Genomic DNA, 19275 nt, shown 5'->3' on the forward strand with positions numbered 1-19275 from the left:
CCGCGGCCGCGCTGGCCGGCGCCTACCACCAGCGGTGGGAACACGAGACCGCGAACCGGCAGGTCAAGACCTACCTGCGCGGCCCGGGGAAGGTCCTGCGGTCGCAGTCACCCGAGGGGGTCTACCAGGAGATCTGGGGCTACCTGCTCACCCACCACGCGATCGCCGCGCTGATCTGCGCGGCCGCGACCGCCGCCGGGATCGACCCCGACCGGGTCCGGTTCACCCGGACCGTGAGAGTTCTGCGCCGGCAGGTCGCTGACCCGCCGGCCTTTTCCCCCTGACCAGCAGGAACACGCCCTCACCCTGATCACCACGGACATCACCCGGCCCGCGAAACTCACCCGGCACCGCGAACGCACCTACCCTCGCGCGGTGCGACGCGCCGGCCCGCACCGCTACCCGGTGAAGAAATCCCGCCAGCGCGGTAGGCGTCACTCCGCCCCGCCCACGATCAGGCTCGCCAACCCTGTAGAACCCCAGGCAGCAGCTTGATCAAAATAGGCTAAGTGGCATTAGGCCCAGTCCTCTAGAATAGATCCTTGGTCGAAGGCCACTTCCCCGCACCTCCCGCGCTTGGCCTCCTCATTGGAGGGTCTGGGCAAGGTCGACACCGCCCGCAGCCTGCGTGACGAGACTTTCGCGATGCGACGAAAAGCCCTCGGGCCTCATCACCCTGCGACCCTTCGATCGATGCGCCGAGTCACCGAGTCAATGGGTGCGGAGGACCGGCCTGCTTTATGAGCGGTGCCGAACCGGGGTGTGTTGGCTGGCTTGGCGTGTCGACCGAAGATGGCGCCGAAACGGGCGCTGTGGTCGCGACGGCTGTCGGAGTGTCGATCGCGACGGCGGCCTGGGTGTCACCGTTCGGCGGTGTTTCCAACGCGATTGTGATCACATCTTGGCGCTGGTGGCGGAAAAGGCTCGGTCACCTGGGTCGCGCAAGTTCCGCGTAGTAGATCTTGTAATTCTCAATCATGCCTGCCAAGTCCGTCTCGGATTTGCGGACGAAGTAGTCGTGCACGCGCCGGTAGAAGTCCACCGTCCGACGATCACGCACGATCGTCGCATCGATAGACTCCAGCAGAACCAACCGGTCATCGATCAGTGTGAATCCCTGCGCGGGCGGATAACGTAGTTCGACGGTACGAGGAACCACCCGTACCGTGACGTTCGGGAGTTCGGAGACCTTCTCGATGCGGTCGATCTGCGCCAGCATGTAGGCAGGCGATGCGAACCGGTTACTGAGCACGGACTCCATCATGACAAAGTCAAAGGTGCGGTCGGACTCGTACAGCCGTTCCTGACGCTGGATGCGTAACGAGACGGCAGCCGCAGTGTCGGCAGACCATTCGGTCTCCGACCCGTCCTCGGTGGCCATAAGCGAGAAGTATCCGTTCACGACACGCCGCGCATACTCGCTGATCTGCAGCAGCCCGGGCACGGCTACGGGCTCGTAGCTGCGCAGCTCCCGCGCCCGTTTTTCCTCGATGAAGTAGTCCTGCTGCACCACGAGGCCGGGTCGGCGCCGGCCACTGCGGCGGGTGGCGGCCGCCTCCAGCCTCTCCGCATCACCCACAAGATCCCGGAATGCGCTCTCTGGTGCCTCCAGCGCCCTGGCGATGCGCTCGACATCCGCCGGCGTCGGCCGTAGTTGGCCCCGCTCGAGCTTGGAGATCTTCGCCTGGCTCATGTCAACCTGGGCGCCAAGCGCCTCTCCGGTAAGCCCGCGTTCCCGCCGCAGCGATCCCAGAATCCGCCCGATGGCGGCCGCATCGGGTTCGTCGCCGTGGTCGTCATCGTGATCGGGTGAAGTGCCGGGCCTGTCTACCATCTTTGCTACCTCGGTACAGTCCTGCATCGGGGCACGGGCCGGTCTGGTTGCCAATCGGCAGCGGCTACCTGTCTACGGCAGGTAGCCATTTGGCGGCATCGATGAGGAGCTGGCGCGGAATACGCACCCGAGTCTCGCCTTCCGGCACTTCGTCGGCTCCGCGCTGAACCGGTGAAACATACCCTTGGACAATCAGATCGTCTCCGTCCGTGGTGTAGACGGTCGGGCAGGCAAAGCTGCCACAGGTGATGCCGGCCAACGGGATGAGCTCCATCGCTCAGTGACTCCTGACTGTCGGATCGACGACACGGTCGCCCATCGCGAATACTAGTACGACGCGCGAAGATATGCCGGTGTCTGCCCCGAATACTCCAGGTACCCGGCCTGGAGCCGACTGGAATATAAGATCCGGCGAACGGCTCTCCGGCTTGGCAGACAACCCACTACCGGCGGCGATCACACCGCGTGAGGAATCGACAGTTCTTTGTCACGAAACCGCGACTGCTCCGCAGCGGCGGGGGTTGTCGCGGGAAACAGAAGACGACCCCGTCGTCGGCGGAGGCGCGGCTCCGGCGGAGAACCCCAACCAGTTCGAGATCTTCCTTCTCCGCGCGGACCGCACGGCCGTCGCGGGCGCGTCCCCTGAGCGGCTCGTGAGTCGCACGGCCGCGGATCCAACCCGGTTCAGCGATGTGGACACCTCGAGAGCCGGGTGCCTCGCGGGCCGGTACCCGATGCGCTACGGTCCGCCTCCTCAACACGCCGACCGGCGACGACAGCCCGCTTGGCCCAGGGCTGCCCGGCCACGCCGGCCGGCACGGTTCGCCGGTCCGTGCGCGTTCCACGGGCCGGGTCCGCGGCTTGTGCGGACCACGCAACGACGTCGGCGAGCCCACAGACAACGGCGCGGAGACAGGTCTACCGCCTACGCCGGGGAGTCCACACAATCGGCCTGATCCACGACCGCTCACGGAATCGCCGAGTAGGACCACGGTGCGGTTCCCCTGACAGGGAGCCGCGAGTGGGGCCGGACACAGGGCTGGATGTGGCCTCTTCGTACATGCTGGTGGCCATCGATCGATATCGTGCGAAAATCGAGCAGAGTCACCGAACGGGATCTCCTTTCGCTCCCAGTACGTTTAGTTGAGCAGGCCACCTAACCGCCCTCCGCTTCAGGATCGGTAAAATCTAAAGGATTGACCGTTTATTGGTGGTTCCGGCGGAACGCCAAAATGTGTGACTACGCTTAGCAATCACCCAACGACAGCAGGTAATCAGATATCGACTTTCGTCTCCATCACGAAAAGATCAAGGATTATTCGGCGAAGAGGCCTTGTGATTCAGCTCGGCAGGGGTCACGCTTTGCAGACATCCTGGCTGAACTCACCGGGCACTGAACAGGCCCTCCCGCACCTTAGGAGGTGCATCGGATGTCTCGCACGGGGGCGCGGCCATCCGTGGAATCGCGGGTTTCGCATACGCGGCCGGCGACCCACGCCCGCGTTGTCTCGCACGCCGCGCCGTACAGTGAAAGGCCTCGGCCAGGCACGAACGTCCCACATTTCAGCGGCGCACACCGGGCGCCGCAGGTCAGATCGGTCCGTCCCACGACACCGGCCCACCCGCCCTGGTCCCCCTCGTATCCATTCGAGGGAGAACAGCGATGAACACGCTCGTCTACAACGGCGTCTACCTGACCATCGGGCTGGCGGCCGTCCTCGGTCTCGCCACGGCCCTCTTCCTGGCTTCGTTGGGAAGGCCGCGCGCCGGTCTCCTGCTGGCGGCTCTCACCCTGCTGCTGGTCGGGGCGGTAAGTATCGGCGCACTCCTGATCCTTGAACGCGCGAGCACGTCAGGCGGCGGCGCTCCCGCGCCCGATCCGGTTCCGGCGCGGAACCCCCGCAAGGCACCAGTGGAGGGCCTCCACGGAATCTCGCTCGCCCTGACGATTCTCGGAGCGGCTCTCGTCCTTCTTGGCACTGCCGTCTGGGCGATCTGGTTCCGGCGGTTCGATCAGCGTGACCAGCGCAGGAACGGGCCGCGATGGCAGCTTCGCAGAACACCCGTGGGTTCACGCGGACCCGGTCGTGCCGAGCGGTCGGGACCCGACCCGACCGCCGCGCGATGGACCCATACTCCGCTTCCGTCACCCCGCCGCCATGCCGATGACGGAGCGGCTGGGGATCGCGACTTCCTCGGGGACCTTCTCGCCGATCGCTGGCCTCCCGACGACGCGCCTTCGTGGCTGCCTGCAGGCGCGGCACCGTCCGGCGAGGGCGGCGATTTTTCCCGATATGACATTCCCCGGGATGACACCGCCGGAGCTCACGAGGCGACCGATTGCGATTTCGGTTCGGCGGAGCACCAGGCCGCAGACGCCGCCTGGGAGGAGCCGCCCTTCGCCGCACCGCCGCGCGACTGCTGGCAGGCCCGCGAAGACCCGTTCGTCGAGAATCTCACCGCGCGCCTTGAACGGGTTACCGGCCTGTACTTCAAGGCGGTCACGCCGCAGCCCGGTCGTTCGCCCCAGCTCGACGCGCACGCTCCAGACGCACGCTACTTCGTCTGCGCACTGATCATGACGTTGGACCTCTTCGGCGGCCGAGAACCGGCGGGGCGGGTGGAAAGCCTGGTGGCGGCGGTGCGGGAGACCGAGCGCCGCTGGGATCTCGTGGGCACGAGGGCCGGCCTCGGTGCACTCGGGAGACCCGCGTCCGGACCGGTCGCCGGACCTGAGATTCCGGGTGGTCATGCTGGCGCGACACGCCCGGCGCCAAGGAGGCACCGGATCCGTGTTCCGTCGCGTCCGGTGCCTCCGCCCACGCCGGACAACACCGACGGGGGCGGCGAGCCGAGGCCCGCGCCCCGTCGTCGACAACCCGGCGAACACCCTCCCCGCCAGCATCCGCCGCGGTCGTAGCCGTCAGTCGGTCACCGCGCGGACGACACCGTTCGGTGACGGCCGGCGGACCGCGGCGGCACGGCCGGCAGCGAGGCAGGCCAGGATGGGGGCATGGCGCCTTCCGTTCCCGGGGATCCGGCCACTCCGGCTCTGCCACCGCATCAGATCGACGAGGAGTTCCGTGCGCTGCCCACCGCGGCTCTCACGGACGCAGCCCTCCAGACCGCCCGCGACCTCGGCGTCAGCCATGCGGACATCCGGGTCGAACGGCTCAAGGAGTCGTCGCTCTCCTTTCGTGACGCGGGCCTGGAGAGCCGCTCCGACGGCGTCACCGCGGGCTTCGCGGTGCGGGTGGTGCACGACGGGACCTGGGGCTTCGCCGCCGGCGTCGACCTGACGGTGGACGAGGCCGTCCGCGTCGCCCGAGAGGCGGTAGCGATGGCGAAGGTGGCCAGGCCGCTCAACTCGGAACCGGTGGAGCTGGCCGACGAGCCGGTCCACGCCGGCGCCACCTGGGTGTCCGCCTACGGTTCGGACCCGTTCGCCATCGACCCACGGGATCAGATCGAGCGGGTCGGCGGCCTGTGCCGAACACTGTTCGCCGCCCAGGACGTCGATCATGTGGACGGGCACTTCGAGGCCGTCATGGAGAACAAGTTCTACGCCGACACCGCTGGCACGGACACCAGCCAGCAGCGGGTCCGGGTGATCTGCCAGCTCGAGGCGACCCGGGTGGATCCGGCCGGTGGCTTCGAGACGATGCGCACGATCGCCCCGCCGGTCGGCCGCGGCTGGGAGTGGATGGTCGCCGGCCCGGCGGCGGGCTGCTGGGACTGGGAGTCCGAGCTCGACCTGATCCCGTCGTTGCTGGCGGAGAAGGCGAAGGCATCGTCGGTCGAGCCGGGCCGCTACGACCTCGTTGTCGACCCGTCCAACCTCTGGCTGACGATCCACGAGTCCGTCGGGCACGCCACCGAGCTCGACCGCGCGCTCGGCTACGAAGCCGCGTATGCGGGGACGTCCTTCGCCACCCTCGACAAGCTCGGATCGCTGCGGTACGGCTCGCCGGCCATGACGGTGACCGGCGATCGCACGGCGCCCCACGGTCTGGCCACGATCGGCTACGACGACGAGGGCGTGCGGACCGGTCGGTGGGACATCGTCCGCGACGGTGTCCTGGTCGGCTACCAGCTCGACCGGCGGATGGCGGCCCAGAACGCGACCGCGCTCGGCGTGGACCGCTCGAACGGCTGCGCGTTCGCCGACTCGCCGGGCCATGTCCCGATCCAGCGGATGGCGAACGTGTCGCTGCTCCCCGCGCCCGGTGGCCCGTCGACCGAGGAGCTGATCAGCCGAGTGGACCGCGGCATCTACGTGGTCGGCGACCGGAGCTGGTCCATCGACATGCAGCGCTACAACTTCCAGTTCACCGGGCAGCGCTTCTACGAGATCCGCAAGGGGCAGCTGGTGGGCCAGCTGCGGGATGTCGCCTACCAGGCCACCACCACCGACTTCTGGGGCTCGCTGGAGGCTGTCGGGGGCCCGCAGACCTACGTGCTGGGTGGGGCGTTCAACTGTGGCAAGGGCCAGCCCGGCCAGGTCGCCGCGGTGAGCCATGGCTGCCCGACGGCACTGTTCCGCAACGTCAACATCCTTAACACCCGTCGTGAGGGCGGGCGATGAGCGGGGGGTTCCCGGTGGCCGGGGCAGCACACGCGATCCGGGCCTCGCACGAGATCGTCGAGCGAGCGCTGGCCCTTTCCCGCGCGGATGGCGCGATCGTGATCGCCAGTGAGTCCAGCACGGTCAACCTGCGCTGGGCGAACAACACCCTGACCACGAACGGTGCCGCCCGGGACCGGTCAGTGACGGTCATCAGTGTCGTCGGGCGTTCCTTCGGCGTGCGCACCACCTCCGCGGTGGACGGACCGGGCGGCGACGGTGACCTCGCTGTCCTGGAGGCGCTGGTCCGCGCCTCGGAATCGGCCGCGCGGGAGTCGGAGGACGCCGAGGACTACAGCGAGCTGATCACCCCGGCAGGTGGCCCGCCGGCCGCGTCCGCGGGATCGCCGGCGCCACCGGGGTCACCGGCGTCACCTGTCGGCGTCTTCACCGACCCGGCCGAGCGGACCAGCAGCGCGGTGTTCGCGGCCTTCGCCCGTGATCTCGCCGAGGCATTCGGCGCCGCCCGTGCCGAGGACCGGCGGCTGTTCGGCTTCGCCTCACATGACCTCACCACCACCTGGCTCGGGACGTCGACCGGCCTGCGGCTGCGCCACAGCCAGCCGACCGGCTCGGTGGAGTGGAACGCCAAGAGCAACGCCCCCGGTGGCTCCGTGTGGCACGGCCAGTCCACTCCTGACTTCACCGACGTGGACGTCGCCGCGACCGACGAGCACCTGCGGGCCCGGCTGGCGTGGTGTGACCGCTCCGTCGACCTTCCGGCCGGCCGGTACGAGACGCTGCTGCCACCGTCCGCCGTCGCCGACCTCATGGTCGATCTCTACTGGTCGGCCGCCGGCCGGGACGCCGCCGAAGGGCGCACGGTGTTCAGCCGCCCCGGCGGGGGAACGCGCATCGGGGAGATGATCGGCCCGGCGGGTCTGCGGCTGTGGAGCGACCCCGGTGCGGCCGGCCTGGCAACCACACCGTTCGTCACGGCGACCTCGTCCTCAGCCACCTCCAGCGTCTTCGACAACGGTCTGCCGCTCGGGCCGACCGACTGGATCCTGGACGGACGCCTCAACGCGCTCGTGCAGACCCGTGCGTCGGCGCGGTCAGCTGGCCACGCCGACGCGGCGCCCGGTACGCCCGTCACCCCGCTCGTCGACAACCTGCTCCTCGACGGAGGAGGCACCGCCAGCCTCGACGACATGATTGCTTCGACGCGACGCGGTCTGCTCCTGACCTGCCTGTGGTACATCCGCGAGGTGGACCCGGAGGTGCTGCTGCTCACCGGCCTCACCCGGGACGGCGTCTTCCTGGTCGAGGACGGTGAGGTCGTCGGTGCCGTCAACAACTTCCGGTTCAACGAGTCGCCGGTCGACCTGCTGGGCCGCGCCACCGAGATCGGCGCCACCGCACGGACACTGCCCCGCGAATGGGCCGACTGGTTCACCCTCGCGCGGATGCCCACGCTACGGATCCCCGACTTCAACATGAGCTCGGTGAGCCCGGCCAGCTGATCACTGATCCCTTTTCCGTCGTCGACCCGGACCCGCGGTGCACCCGCCCGCGGACCGTGGACCGTGAGGTGGAAAAGGCCTACAGGTAGGTACCACCGAAGGGCTCGTTGCCGCCCTGCTGCTGCTGACCGCTGGGAAGCGCGCGCCGACGCATCTCCTCGAGCTGGGCGCGCGCCGCCATCTGCTGGGCGAACAGCGCTGTCTGCAGCCCGTGGAAAAGCCCTTCGAGCCAGCCGACGAGCTGCGCCTGGGCGATGCGGAGCTCTCCGTCGGACGGCGTCACGTTCTCGTCGAACGGGAGGGAGAGTCGGGCGAGCTCCTCCCTCAGCTCCGGCGCGAGCCCGTCCGACAGCTCGGTGATCGAGCTCTGGTGGATCCGGCGGAGCCGGACCCGGCTGGCGTCGTCCAGCGGCGCCGCCCGCACCTCGTCAAGCAGTTGCTTGATCATCGTGCCGATTCGCATGACCTTGTCGGGCTGGGACACCATGTCGGCGAACGGGTTCTTGACCTCGCCGTCCGACCCCTCGGCCGCCGGGTGGGAGCCGGGTTCCGCGGACGGTGTGAGCGGCACGCCGACCGCCCCACGGACCTCCTGCAGGGCGCCGTCCGGGCCGACAACGACGACGCGGGGTTTCGGTTGGTCTGTCATGCCCTCCATCCTGCCCTCCCGAGCGGGCGAGTCCATCCGACGGAATCGCCGACTCCTGTTCGCGCCGACAAGGGCTCACGCTCCGGCCACAGCGCACCGGATGGTGGGCGCGCCGCGGACCGGGTGAAACACCAAGAAAAGTGACCAACAGCTGAATTCGATCGCTGACAAAACCGCGGCGACGACTTCCCCGGTCAGCCCGATGAACAACTGTTGAGCACCGGCCGATCAGCCACCGACGTTCAGGATGACCTTGCCCACGTGCCCGAGCTCCTCCACGACCCGGTGAGCCGCCCGGACGTCCGAGATCGGGAGAACACGGTCGATCACCGGCTGGATGCGCCCCTCGGCGACCAGCGGCCACACGTGCTGCCGGACCCCCGCGACGATCCGCGCCTTCTGCCCTCCCGGGCGGTTTCGCAGCGACAGCGCGTGCACGCTGCCCCGCTTGGGCAGCAGGGCCGATAGGTTCAGCGTACCCTTGGTGCCCCCCTGCAGCCCGATCACGACGAGTCGACCATCCGGCGCGAGCAGCGAGACGTTGCGCTCCAGATAGGACGCGCCCATGTTGTCGAGGATCACGTCCGCGCCGTGGCCACCGGTCTCCTCCCGCACCCGGGCGACGAAATCCTCGTCCCGGTAGGAGATCGTGATGTTCGCGCCGAGCTCACGGCAGCGCGCGAGCTTCTCCGCGCTGCCCGCGGTGGCCGCGATCACCGCGGCTGGGCGCAGCGCCCGCACCGCCTGTATCGCGAAGGTCCCGATCCCGGACGCACCACCGTGGACGAGGAAGACCTCACCGTCCGCCAGTTCCGCACGTTCGAAGACCGTCGAGTACACAGTGCAGGCCACTTCCGGCAGGCCCGCGGCGTGGACGAGGCTAACGCCGGCGGGCAGCGGCAGAAGCTGGCCCGCCGGGACGTTCACCCGGGTCGCATACCCCCCGCCGGCAAGCAGGGCACACACCTCGTCGCCCGGCGCGAACCCGTCGACGCCAGGGCCCACCACGGCTACTCGGCCCGAGCACTCCAGGCCGATGATGTCGCTCTCACCGGGCGGAGGAGGGTAGAAACCCTGCCGCTGCAGCAGGTCCGCACGGTTGACCGCGGTGGCCACGACGTCGAGCGTGACCTCACCCGGCCCCGGCGGAGGAAGATCGGGCACCTCCGCCCAGGTCATGACGTCAGGGCCACCGGGCGCGCTCACTGTCACCGCATGCACGAAGGTCACTGTACGGCGCGGGGCACGCCCGGCCCGGTGCACTCGCGCTCAGACGGGCTCCGGCTCCGGCTCCGGCCGCTCGGGGACCGGGGGTGTGTAGGGGGACGGCTCGTGGGGCGCCGGCGGAAGATCCGGGCTGTCGGGAAGCAGCGGGCCCGGGTCGTCCGGAATGGGCGCGTCCGGGTCGAGCGGGGGTGGGTCGACCGGGGGCGGGCTGTCGGGACGCCGCGGGACCGCCGCGGCCACTGCCATCGGCCGGCGCGCGACGCGCGGCCCCACGGCACCCAAGGCGAGGCCTCCAGCCACGGCGGGGTCAGGGGGCACTGCGTCCGGCGGCACTTCGTCAGTCAGCGGGGCCATACCGCTCGCCTACCCCGCATCCCGTCGCGGGGAACATCGCGGGCGTACCGCCCCGGCCCGTACCGCGTACCGCCGTACCGCGGCTCCGCTGACGGCCGCCCGCGGCCCGCTCCACGCGCACCCGCCAAAGCGAGCCTGCACCGTTCCGGCCACGTACCGGGCCAGGCACATCCATCACGACATCAGGACATGAAACACGAAAGTTCAGCCCATCGCGGGCGCACGAGGACGGTGTCGACATCGATTGAACGGACCGACGCGGCCGACAACATCCCAGCGACGCGATTTAGTCGCCTTCAACCCCTTTCGCGATACTTCCGGCGCGGAGTACCGTCCAATAGTGCGGTGTTATCGTGCCGGTTAACACAGCCGCGCAGCCACACAGCAGCGCAGCCAGCACCGCGCCACCGCGACAAGGGCACACTGGATCGCCCAGACAAGCCTCGGGAGTGTGCCTGGTGAGTGTGGACAGCGTCGCGGAGCTCGGCGCCCATTCCCCTCAGCTGCGCACCGATCGCCGACCCCGGTGGGATCCGACGCTGCTGGATCCCACGCTGCTGGAGGCGGTGCCACTCGAAGCGGCCCCGCAGGACTGGGGAGTGGAGCTCCTGGCGACGGGCAGCGACGTGGTCACCCGGTGGGGCGGCGACACCGAGGAGCCGGAACCTCTCCCAGAGCACCCGGCGGACGGCTCGGGCCACCTGGCCGGCCAGCCGAACGCACGGAACGAGTTCCAGATCTTCTTCGAGAACCACCACCGTGAGCTGTCGCGCTTCGCCTACCTGCTCACCGGCGACCGTGATGTCGCCGACGACCTGACCGCCGACGCGCTCACCGCGGCCTGGTCCCGCTGGGATCGGGTCAGCGCGGCGGACAGCCCGATCGCCTATGTCCGGCGCATCCTCGCGAACCTCGCGACGAGCCGACTACGCCGGATGATCAGGGAACGCCGCGGCCTCGCGGTGCTCGGCATGATGGGCGATCACGCCGGGCAGGCTCGTGAGCACGCGGATCTACCGGCCGCGGTTGATCTACGTGCCGCGTTGATGGCCCTGCCCGCGCGCAAACGGGCCTGCGTGGTGTTGCGCTACGCGTTCGATCTTTCCGAAGCGGAAACCGCACGGATTCTCGGAGTTTCGGTCGGCACCGTCAAGAGCCAGACTTCCAAGGCCGTGACCGAACTGGAACGGCTGCTCGGCGCACGGCCAGACCTGAGCCCGCCCCACGAGGCGGGCAGATCCGTGCCCCAGCAGGAGCCGCCGACCACTCGTTCAGCAGCCGCCCGCCGTGGCGGTGCCCCGCGCTCCCGGCGCCGCGTCGGTGGCGCGGTGGATCCGGCGGCCGCCGCGCGGTCAGCGTTGAACCGGCTACGGGAAGGCGAGGCGCACGGCCGGCTCCGGGGCAGTGAGAGCTGAGCTGACACGGGGGTCACACCACCCGCGATGTCACCGCTCCCACCCGGATTTCCTGATCGTGGAGGCCGTATGAACGGGCGCGTGCGACAGTGCGCGTTCACGGGTAACCCCCGGTACTCGCATAATGGGCATGCCATGTTCCGTGATCGTTTCACGAGACGCTCTGCTCGCTCCCAGGTGGACGAGCGCATCCCTGGGAGCGACATCCCCGACGCGCGCCCAGCGCACGCCGACGAGCCGTCAGCCGTTCTCGGTGGCCCGCCCCGGCCCACCGAGAACGCGAGGCCCACCGAGAACGCGAGGCCCACCGAGAACGCAGGGCCCGCCGAGAACGCAGGGCCCGCCAAGAGCGCCGCGCGCCCCGAATCAGCGTCGACTGACGATTTCACCAGCACGCTGCGGGCCCTGTTCGCCCGCGAACTCGCGAGCCACGATCCGAACACGGAGCGAATCCGTGCCCGCCTCCAGGCAGGAGGCCTGCTCACCACGGAATCGGCGCTGGTCGCGAGCGGCGCGTCCGCCACGGCCAGCACGACCGCCACGGCCAGCACGGCCAGCGACGCGCCCGGCACCGCCAGCACGACCGGCGACGCGCCCGGCACGGACCGCACGCTCGACAGTCGATCCACCACGTGGAGCCCTCGGTCGACGTCTGGGAGCGGCGACCTGCTCACGAAGCGGCCGGACGGGGTCCGGCCACGGCCGCGCCCGGCCCACGACCGAGGCCGAGGCCGCCTGCCGCTCCTCGCCGGTGCCGGCGCGGCGGCGATCGTCGGCGTGTTCCTGCTGAGCAGCGTGCTGACTCACAGCGAGGCCGACCTCGGTACGGTCACCGTGGCATCGCACCCGGCAGCCCGGACTCCCACCACGCCCACGCACGACACCCAGCCGACCAAGGGCGTCGCGCGGCCGTCGGAACAGCTCTCCGAGTCCGCCGCTCCGACGCCGACTCCGCCGGTGCCGACGCCCACCACCGGCGCCGCCAGCCCGTCCCCGGGGGAACAATCCAACGGGAGCACCGGTGCCACGCAGCCTGGCTCGGTGCGCGGAACGGCGCGTGGGATGGCGGGCTCGGCATCCGGCTCCGGCTGGGGAGGCGGCTCCGGCTGGGGAGGCGGAGCGGGAGGCGGTGCTTCGGACCGTCAGCGTGGCCAGCAACGAGACCGTGACTCCTCGGCCGGCACGCAGGGCCGCGACGGCGATGACTCCTCCTACCACCGGTTCGGGGACTCGTCCGACACGGGGCACGATCGCGATGCGTCCACGCACGAGTCCGCCGGCAGCTCCGCCTCCGCTCGGGTGTTCGGTGCCAGCGAGCGGACGGCCCTACCAGCGCATGGCTGCCTCGACTGGGTGCTGTTCAACGCAGGCGTGCAGACCCGCGCCGCCCATCCGGCCGCGAGCATCGACACCAGCCGTCTGGCCGCGGCCACCGCGGCCGGCAGCTTCCGGAACAGCTTCTCGTGGACGGGTGGCCGGCCGCTCGCGTCCGGCACGGGCGACAACGACCGCCTCGCCGCCTCCCGGTTTCGGCTGAGCATCGACGCACGATCGGGTCCCCGACGCCTCGACCTGTATCTCGGGGGGCCGAACGCCGCGTTCACCGTGGTCGTCGGGGACGGCCGGGATGCCGAGTCCCATCGGGTGGCACTGGGCTCGTCGCATGGCGCCAACGCCGACGCCGACGCCGTGCTCTCCGTGTGGCTTCCGCGTGCTGCGGGATCGACGCCCATCAGCGTCACGGCGAGCGACGGCAGCCGGATGCTCACCCTCGCGGCGGCCGTCCTCTACTGACCGCCGAGCCGACCCGTCGACCGAGCAGACCCGTCGACGCCGGCACCGACTACTGACGCCGGCAGGTCCACGCCCCCCGACGGCGCCATCACGGCGGCACCGCACCACCCCGAAAAACAACGGAAAAAAAATCCGCGATCCGCGGCAACCTCCGGCGGCCCCCGGACGACTGGACATATGAGCGCACCACCGCATACCGCGCCAGGTTGTGGTGGTCGTTCCGGCCCGCCCGATCCCCGCTAACCCCCCCCCAGCCGGGCGGGCGGGCCGAACCGACACTGGCACCGGAGCACTACCGCTCTGGTGCCAGCACGCGGAGCTCACACGTCACATCTCCGTCGGCGGTTTCCGTCATCCGCCCGCGGTCACCGAGCCCCGCGGATGGTGGGAGGGCTGCCCTCCACGCGTCCACGGACCTCCCACCACCTCTTCCACGGCCCCGTGATCCCTTGGGCCGCTCACCGCGGTCGCTTTCCGATCCGTCCTCAGATCGCCGGTGCCTACGCCCGCCACGTCCGGATCGCCGGAGCTACCCGCCCGCGCGGACGGACAGGTACCGTCGGCTGCGTGCGCAGGATTCTGCTCCGCCCGTCGTGGATCGCCCGCCATGCGCTCGCGCTCGCGCTGATCGGGCTCTTCCTGCGGATGGGCATCTGGCAGTGGACCAAGGGTGAGTCCGATCACGGCAGCATGCAGAACCTCTTCTACGGCGTCGAGTGGCCGATCTTCGCGGCCTTCGTCGCCTACTGGTGGTGGCGGATGGTCTCCGAGGACCTCCATCCACGGGACACCGAAGAGGACTCCGGCCCCCAGTGGGGCCTTGGCGGGCGCATAGCACCGGAGGCTCCCGCGCCATCCGTCGACGGGAGCACCGCGGGCGCCACCGGTGCCGCTAATGCCGCCGTTCCGGCGACCGTGCCGCGTCAGGGCACCGCGGGTGCCGTCGCGGTGACCCCGCTGCCCCAGGTTCGTCCCGGCCAGGTCTCGGCCGTCGACCCGGAGGCGGAGACCGAAGAGGACCTCGAGCTCGCCGCCTACAACCGTTATCTCGCGTCGCTGTATGAACGCGACGCCACCGGCCCGGACAACGACCGTAAGGGAGGCCGCCGGTGACGGCATCCTCAGAGCCCGCGACGTCCCGGTCGAGCACGGCCGAGCCCAGCAGGCCCGACGCACAGGGCGGGCCGCGGGCCACGCCCGCCGCCGTCCGCTCCTCGCTGCTGCGCTACCGGATCATCGCCTACGTGGTCGGCGTGGTGCTGATTCTTCTGGTCGTCGTCGGCATGCCGCTGAAGTATCTGGCGGACGAGCCGGCCGTCGTGAAGACCATCGGGCCCATCCATGGGCTGCTTTACATGATCTACCTGGCCGCGACGTTCGATCTGGCGAGCCGCCTGCGGTTCCCCGCGAAGAGGACGATCCTCGTCATGCTGGCGGGCACGATCCCCTTCCTGTCCTTTGTCGCGGAGCGGAAGGTCGTCACCCTCGTACGGGCCGGCCGGGGCGCCGCCTCGGAGTAGGTCACGGATGCCGCGGTGCGCCACGTGGCGCGCGCCGGTCAGGTGACGGGCGTGTCCACCACGGCGGATTCGGCTTCCTGGGGGAGAAAGTCGGCCGCGGGAGGCCTGCGGAGCCTGGTCGCCACGGTCACCGGCAGGGTCTCACCGGCCGCGAGCCGGCGCGGGCGGACGGAGCCCAGTGACCCCACCGCGAGCACCTGCCCCGGCTCGGCGCCGAAGGCGAAATAGCGGCCGTCGGACCAGACCACCAGATCATCCGCACGCCGGCCACCCCGGCTGACAATCAGTCGTCGGCGGGTCGGTTCCCAGACGATCGCCAACAGGTGCTCGCCCAGCGTGCCCAGCGCACGCTGCCCGGCGGCGCGGTACGAGGCCATCAGCGCGTCCGCTGCCCGAACGCCGTGATTGCGTTCGTCCCAGCCGCCCTCGCCGGTCGGCTCCCGCCACGGCTCCCCGGCGTCCACAACATCCACGCCGCCTGCGGCATCCACGGCATCCACCACCGGGAGCGACTCCCCCGCGTCCGCAGGACGCAGGCCGACCGGGCGCAGGCCGGCGGGACGCAGCACGGTCACCGATCCGGTGCCGGCCGAGGAGCCATCGGATCCGTCCGAGGCGGCACGCCGCCCCGGCGGCCCGACGGCACCGATCGAACCGGCAGTGCGGAAAGGCCCGGTGGCGACGCCTGCCTGGCTCGTCGACGCGGTCACCCGCGCGCCCCCGGCTCGACCGACCCGCACCACCCTTGCTCCCGCCCCGTGGTGGACGATCACGATGACCAGCCCGGCCGGCCCCACCAGCACAGGTGGCATGGATCCGACCGCGTCATCCGCGGCTGTGACCACACCGAACGAACCATCCAGATGCACCCGGCGCGCGGCGGGAAGACCGATGGAGGACGCCGCGAGCATTCCGGTCAGCTCCGACCGGCGGACGTCGGCGCCGTCCAGCCGCAGCAGCCCGCACACGGTCATGCCGTCCTCCCGTTCCGAGCCCACCATCGCGGAACGCGCGCGCACGCTCCCGCGCCGGAACGTAGCAGCTTGCTGACCCGATCACCGGGCTGTCGCGCCCAATGACCGCATCATCCACCGAGAACGACCGCCAAACACGGACACCGATACGAAGTCCGGCGCGACGTCCGGCGCGAAGGCAGGCACGAAGGCAGGCACGAACGCCGGAGCGAACAGCGACCTGCGGTCAGGCGACGTTCCACTCGTCCCGCGCGGCCCCCGCCGACGGCTGGGCACGCTCGGCCGGCTCCTGGGCTGCCTCCGGGGAGTTCCGGCGCTGGTCGGGAATCCGCTTCGCCTTCCTGGGCGCGATCTCCGGCGAGGCTGGGCACTCCACAAGATGGTCATCGAAGCCGTCCACTGTGGGCCAGAGCTGATGACAGGCCCGGCAGTGCGCGGCCTCCAGCTCGGACCAGCGCTGGTCGCAGCCTCCGCAGCTCACCACGGTGGGAAGGTCACGCAGGCGCACAGGCTGACGAGCGGAGTCGACAGGCAGGGGAAGCGCCTGCTGAGACGACGGGCCCGGACGCGTCGGCAGCGTCACCGAAACGGCACGTGGGGCGGTGTTCGGCGCGAGCGGGGTCGGGATCGCGCGCCGACCAGCAGAGCGGCGGGGAGGCACCCGGCCATCCTGTCGTACACCGGCACAAGCGTCACGCAACCGGGCGTCGACTCTTCAGAGTTCTTCGGCATTGCGCCCTTCGCTGGCCCTTCCAGGTGATCCGCCGACACGCCTACCTGGGCTCACGCGGGCAAGCCCGCCGACGGGAAGCTGCAGGTCCGGCCCCGGACGGCCCTGGGCGCTCCCCCGCTTGGGGTGACCCGGCCCGCAGCCACCTGCCCCGCCGGCTCCGGCCACCGGCAGGCGCGGCTGGCGGCCTGATCGGGTGGGCGGACGCCGCGCCTGCCCAGATCACGGAAGGAGTCTCTGCCGGCCGCGGCCCCGTTGGCCACGGCCGCGGCGTACGCACTGGTCAGTCCATCCCACGGCGGCCCGGGGTCCAGAAGGCCCTGACCAGAACCCGCTGCCGGGGCCAGCCCCGCTCATCGATGAGATGGCGCCGGACGGCCTGGCAGGTGTGAGCCTCACCGACCACGTAGGCAGCGCCGGGCTCGCCACCGGAGAGATCGAGGTCGGCGAGCGCCGCGGTCAGCAGCGAGGAGGACGCGGCAGGCGCACCGCGCCGATGTACCCAGGTCAGCTCCGTGGCACGGGGCAGCGGAAGCCGGTCATCCTCCTCATCGCACTCGATCACACCACGGACCAGGGCCGGCGCGGGCAGCGTGCGGAGCATCGCGCCGAACGAGACGGCCGCCGTGTCCTCTCCGACGAAGAGGTGCACGCCCGCCTCGGGACGGGCCACCAGACGCCCCTCCGGCCGGGTGACGATGACCTCGTCGCCCGGGACCACCCGACGGGCCCAGGACGTCCCAGGGGCCTCGCCGCCGTGGTCGTACACGGCCAGCTCCATGCGGCCCGCCGGGTCGTAGTCCCACAACGAGTAGCTGCGCTTGAGGTCGCGTGGGCCGTTGCGCCACCCCGCCAGCCTGGTCGGATCGGCGAGGAACACCGTCACGTTCTGCCCGGGTGACCAGGCGAGATCCGCCAGCGCCTGACCGGTGAGCACGATGCGCCGCGTTCGACGGGCGAGCATTCCGACGGACTCCACCCGGGCGTGGAGCAGCACCCTGTCCAGCAGACGCCAGGCAGCCCCTCGGGTCCGAGTGACGCCGGGGACCTCTTCACCGTTGTTGGTCACGACCGAATCCTCCTCAACGCAGGGAAAAGGAGCCAGCCGCCTGGGCCGCCGCCCACTGGAGCGTGCACCAGGCGGGGTTACCACGCCACGTCCCGTTGCCGACCCTCCTGCCACTCCCTGAGGTCGAACCACCATAATTCGGTAACATCTCGCTGCTCCCTGACCCGGCAGGCAGATACCGCTCGGCCGCCGGCAAGACGCACGCGGGGGACGGTGCATGCCGAGTCCGGACGACGCTGAGAGGCCAGGACGTGAGCGACAACCAGAACAGGTACGGCTGGCCAGTCGAGCGAATCGAGCCGGTCGACCTGCGGACAGACATCCCACATTCTGCGCGGATGTACGACTTCTTTCTGGGCGGAAAGGATAACTTCCCTGCCGACCGGGAGGCCGCCGAACACGCACTGACAGCGTTCCCGGCACTGCGCATCGCCGCCCAGCAGAACCGGGCCTTCGTCCACCGCGCCACCCGGTACCTTGCCGACGAGGTGGGTCTCCGCCAGTTCCTGGACATCGGCACAGGCATTCCGACCTCACCCAACCTGCACGAGGTCGCCCAGGGCATCGCCCCCGAATCGCGGGTGGTCTACGCCGACAACGACCCGATCGTCCTCGCTCACGCCCGCGCGCTGCTCACCAGCACGCCCGAAGGCCGCACCGCCTATCTGGACGCCGACCTGCGCGAACCGGAGAAGATCCTGGCCTCGCCCGAGGTGCAGCAAACCCTCGACATGAGCCGCCCGGTGGCGTTGTCGCTGATCGCGATCATCCACTTCTTCCCCGACATCGACGAGGTGACCGATCTCCTCCGTCGTTACCTCGACGCGATGCCCAAGGGCAGCTATCTGGCCCTCACCCACTGCACGGCCGACGTCGCGCCGGAGGAGGCCGGGCGGCTCGTCGAGATCTACCGGCAGCGCGGGATCCCCCTCACCACCCGGACCCGAGGAGAGATCGAGGGCTTCTTCGAAGGTCTCGATCTCGTCGAACCCGGGGTGCGGATCGTCCATCGCTGGCGGGCCGAGCCGGCGGCGGACGGACCGACCGACGCGCAGGTCAGCTGGTACGGCGGAATCGCCCGCATCTCCTGATCCACCACTGTCCGCCGGTGCGGGTCGACGCACGTCCGCCGACCCGCACCGATCACAGCGCCGCACCCGCACCGACCAGCACCAGCGGGCCGGGGACCGCGACCGCCGACCCAACAGCCATCGCCATGGCTTCGGAACAGGATGAGTCCGCCCAGCTGGGATCTACTCGTCCACGTGCGCGAAATCATCTGGCGCTGCGACGCACCCGGTTTCCGTCTTTTCCGTGGCCCATCCTCGGAACTGTTCTAGAAGCCAAGCAAGTGAACAATCGCGGAGAACTCCAGGAGATCGTGCAGGAGTTGACTGATCGACGTGTCGGCAGCGCTCCCGGTCGGTGCGAAGCCGTCGGCGACCGCGTGGTTCGGCCCGGTCGACCCGCCCTTGCCAAAGGACCCGGTCGACCCACCCTGAGCGCCACCCTTGCCAAAGGACCCGGTCGACCCACCCTGAGCGCCACCCTTGCCAAAGGACCCGGTCGACCCACCCTGAGCGCCACCCTTGCCAAAGGACCCGGTCGACCCACCCTGAGCG

Annotated in this window: 16 protein-coding genes and 1 pseudogene; 9 read left to right on the top strand and 8 right to left on the bottom strand. The window is 70.2% G+C overall.

The annotated features are described in order from the left end of the window. A pseudogene (locus tag FREUN1FDRAFT_RS31570) lies at window positions 1-284 on the top strand (transposase); the annotation flags it as partial. 644 nt (window positions 285-928) lie between these two features. Here FREUN1FDRAFT_RS31570 and FREUN1FDRAFT_RS31575 read toward each other — a convergent pair. Beyond that, window positions 929-1834: a Scr1 family TA system antitoxin-like transcriptional regulator gene (locus FREUN1FDRAFT_RS31575; RefSeq protein ID WP_006544393.1), complete on the bottom strand. Its 906-nt coding sequence runs from the start codon at window positions 1832-1834 to the stop codon at window positions 929-931. Window positions 1835-1898: 64 nt separating this feature from the next. Continuing rightward, the gene (locus FREUN1FDRAFT_RS42275; protein WP_006544394.1) at window positions 1899-2108 is read right to left on the bottom strand and encodes a hypothetical protein; all 210 of its coding nucleotides are present in this window, start codon (window positions 2106-2108) and stop codon (window positions 1899-1901) included. A 1389-nt stretch (window positions 2109-3497) separates the two neighbouring features. On the opposite strand from FREUN1FDRAFT_RS42275, the gene FREUN1FDRAFT_RS31580 reads away from it, so the two are divergent. The 3 genes from FREUN1FDRAFT_RS31580 (at window position 3498) to FREUN1FDRAFT_RS31590 (ending at window position 7921) form a co-directional block, all read left to right on the top strand. Then, complete coding sequence (locus FREUN1FDRAFT_RS31580) at window positions 3498-4754, top strand: hypothetical protein (protein WP_006544395.1); 1257 nt, start codon at window positions 3498-3500, stop codon at window positions 4752-4754. A gap of 93 nt (window positions 4755-4847) precedes the next feature. Then, a complete protein-coding gene (locus FREUN1FDRAFT_RS31585; RefSeq protein WP_006544396.1) occupies window positions 4848-6419 on the top strand; it encodes a TldD/PmbA family protein in 1572 nt (523 codons plus the stop codon). Further along, window positions 6416-7921 (top strand): metallopeptidase TldD-related protein, encoded by a 1506-nt coding sequence (locus FREUN1FDRAFT_RS31590; RefSeq protein ID WP_006544397.1) that lies wholly within the window; start codon window positions 6416-6418, stop codon window positions 7919-7921. Before FREUN1FDRAFT_RS31585 ends, FREUN1FDRAFT_RS31590 begins: the two co-directional genes overlap by 4 nt. A gap of 79 nt (window positions 7922-8000) precedes the next feature. On the opposite strand, the gene FREUN1FDRAFT_RS31595 is transcribed toward FREUN1FDRAFT_RS31590, so the two are convergent. From FREUN1FDRAFT_RS31595 to FREUN1FDRAFT_RS31605, 3 genes are all read right to left on the bottom strand, one after another. Continuing rightward, window positions 8001-8570 carry a bacterial proteasome activator family protein gene (locus FREUN1FDRAFT_RS31595; protein WP_035955224.1) on the bottom strand — a complete coding sequence of 190 codons (570 nt, stop codon included), beginning with the start codon at window positions 8568-8570 and terminating at the stop codon, window positions 8001-8003. A 228-nt stretch (window positions 8571-8798) separates the two neighbouring features. Continuing rightward, window positions 8799-9791, bottom strand: coding sequence for an NAD(P)H-quinone oxidoreductase (locus FREUN1FDRAFT_RS31600; RefSeq protein WP_083828882.1), 993 nt, complete (start codon window positions 9789-9791; stop codon window positions 8799-8801). 48 nt (window positions 9792-9839) lie between these two features. Beyond that, window positions 9840-10151 carry a hypothetical protein gene (locus tag FREUN1FDRAFT_RS31605; protein WP_006544400.1) on the bottom strand — a complete coding sequence of 104 codons (312 nt, stop codon included), beginning with the start codon at window positions 10149-10151 and terminating at the stop codon, window positions 9840-9842. Between the two features lie 458 nt (window positions 10152-10609). Here FREUN1FDRAFT_RS31605 and FREUN1FDRAFT_RS31610 point away from each other — a divergent pair, with 458 nt between their 5' ends. The 4 genes from FREUN1FDRAFT_RS31610 to FREUN1FDRAFT_RS31625 all read left to right on the top strand — a co-directional run bounded on the left by FREUN1FDRAFT_RS31610 (window position 10610) and on the right by FREUN1FDRAFT_RS31625 (window position 14880). Then, complete coding sequence (locus FREUN1FDRAFT_RS31610; protein WP_006544401.1) at window positions 10610-11566, top strand: SigE family RNA polymerase sigma factor; 957 nt, start codon at window positions 10610-10612, stop codon at window positions 11564-11566. A 177-nt stretch (window positions 11567-11743) separates the two neighbouring features. Further along, a complete protein-coding gene (locus tag FREUN1FDRAFT_RS43170) occupies window positions 11744-13360 on the top strand; it encodes a hypothetical protein (RefSeq protein ID WP_035955210.1) in 1617 nt (538 codons plus the stop codon). A 567-nt stretch (window positions 13361-13927) separates the two neighbouring features. Then, the gene (locus FREUN1FDRAFT_RS31620) at window positions 13928-14473 is read left to right on the top strand and encodes a hypothetical protein (RefSeq protein WP_035955213.1); all 546 of its coding nucleotides are present in this window, start codon (window positions 13928-13930) and stop codon (window positions 14471-14473) included. Beyond that, window positions 14470-14880, top strand: a complete 411-nt coding sequence (locus tag FREUN1FDRAFT_RS31625; protein ID WP_006544404.1) for a DUF3817 domain-containing protein — start codon at window positions 14470-14472, stop codon at window positions 14878-14880. The genes FREUN1FDRAFT_RS31620 and FREUN1FDRAFT_RS31625 overlap by 4 nt, the downstream gene beginning before the upstream one ends. Window positions 14881-14918: 38 nt before the next feature. On the opposite strand, the gene FREUN1FDRAFT_RS31630 is transcribed toward FREUN1FDRAFT_RS31625, so the two are convergent. The 3 genes from FREUN1FDRAFT_RS31630 to FREUN1FDRAFT_RS31640 form a co-directional block, all read right to left on the bottom strand. Continuing rightward, window positions 14919-15854: a hypothetical protein gene (locus tag FREUN1FDRAFT_RS31630; RefSeq protein WP_006544405.1), complete on the bottom strand. Its 936-nt coding sequence runs from the start codon at window positions 15852-15854 to the stop codon at window positions 14919-14921. Between the two features lie 226 nt (window positions 15855-16080). Continuing rightward, the gene (locus FREUN1FDRAFT_RS31635) at window positions 16081-16437 is read right to left on the bottom strand and encodes a hypothetical protein (protein ID WP_050796123.1); all 357 of its coding nucleotides are present in this window, start codon (window positions 16435-16437) and stop codon (window positions 16081-16083) included. Between the two features lie 430 nt (window positions 16438-16867). After that, a complete protein-coding gene (locus FREUN1FDRAFT_RS31640; protein ID WP_006544407.1) occupies window positions 16868-17653 on the bottom strand; it encodes a siderophore-interacting protein in 786 nt (261 codons plus the stop codon). A 251-nt stretch (window positions 17654-17904) separates the two neighbouring features. Here FREUN1FDRAFT_RS31640 and FREUN1FDRAFT_RS31645 point away from each other — a divergent pair, with 251 nt between their 5' ends. Further along, window positions 17905-18744 (top strand): SAM-dependent methyltransferase, encoded by an 840-nt coding sequence (locus tag FREUN1FDRAFT_RS31645; RefSeq protein ID WP_006544408.1) that lies wholly within the window; start codon window positions 17905-17907, stop codon window positions 18742-18744. Window positions 18745-19275: the final 531 nt, after the last annotated feature.

It is taken from the genome of Parafrankia sp. EUN1f, from assembly GCF_000177675.1.
Classification (GTDB): Bacteria; Actinomycetota; Actinomycetes; order Frankiales; family Frankiaceae; genus Parafrankia.

Excerpts from the sequence above, each read along its gene's own strand:
- FREUN1FDRAFT_RS31575 (WP_006544393.1), bottom strand. The coding sequence starts at position 1,834 with ATGGTAGACAGGCCCGGCACTTCACCCGATCACGATGACGACCACGGC.
- FREUN1FDRAFT_RS42275 (WP_006544394.1), bottom strand. The coding sequence starts at position 2,108 with ATGGAGCTCATCCCGTTGGCCGGCATCACCTGTGGCAGCTTTGCCTGC.
- FREUN1FDRAFT_RS31580 (WP_006544395.1), top strand. The coding sequence starts at position 3,498 with ATGAACACGCTCGTCTACAACGGCGTCTACCTGACCATCGGGCTGGCG.
- FREUN1FDRAFT_RS31585 (WP_006544396.1), top strand. The coding sequence starts at position 4,848 with ATGGCGCCTTCCGTTCCCGGGGATCCGGCCACTCCGGCTCTGCCACCG.
- FREUN1FDRAFT_RS31590 (WP_006544397.1), top strand. The coding sequence starts at position 6,416 with ATGAGCGGGGGGTTCCCGGTGGCCGGGGCAGCACACGCGATCCGGGCC.
- FREUN1FDRAFT_RS31595 (WP_035955224.1), bottom strand. The coding sequence starts at position 8,570 with ATGACAGACCAACCGAAACCCCGCGTCGTCGTTGTCGGCCCGGACGGC.
- FREUN1FDRAFT_RS31605 (WP_006544400.1), bottom strand. The coding sequence starts at position 10,151 with ATGGCCCCGCTGACTGACGAAGTGCCGCCGGACGCAGTGCCCCCTGAC.
- FREUN1FDRAFT_RS31630 (WP_006544405.1), bottom strand. The coding sequence starts at position 15,854 with ATGACCGTGTGCGGGCTGCTGCGGCTGGACGGCGCCGACGTCCGCCGG.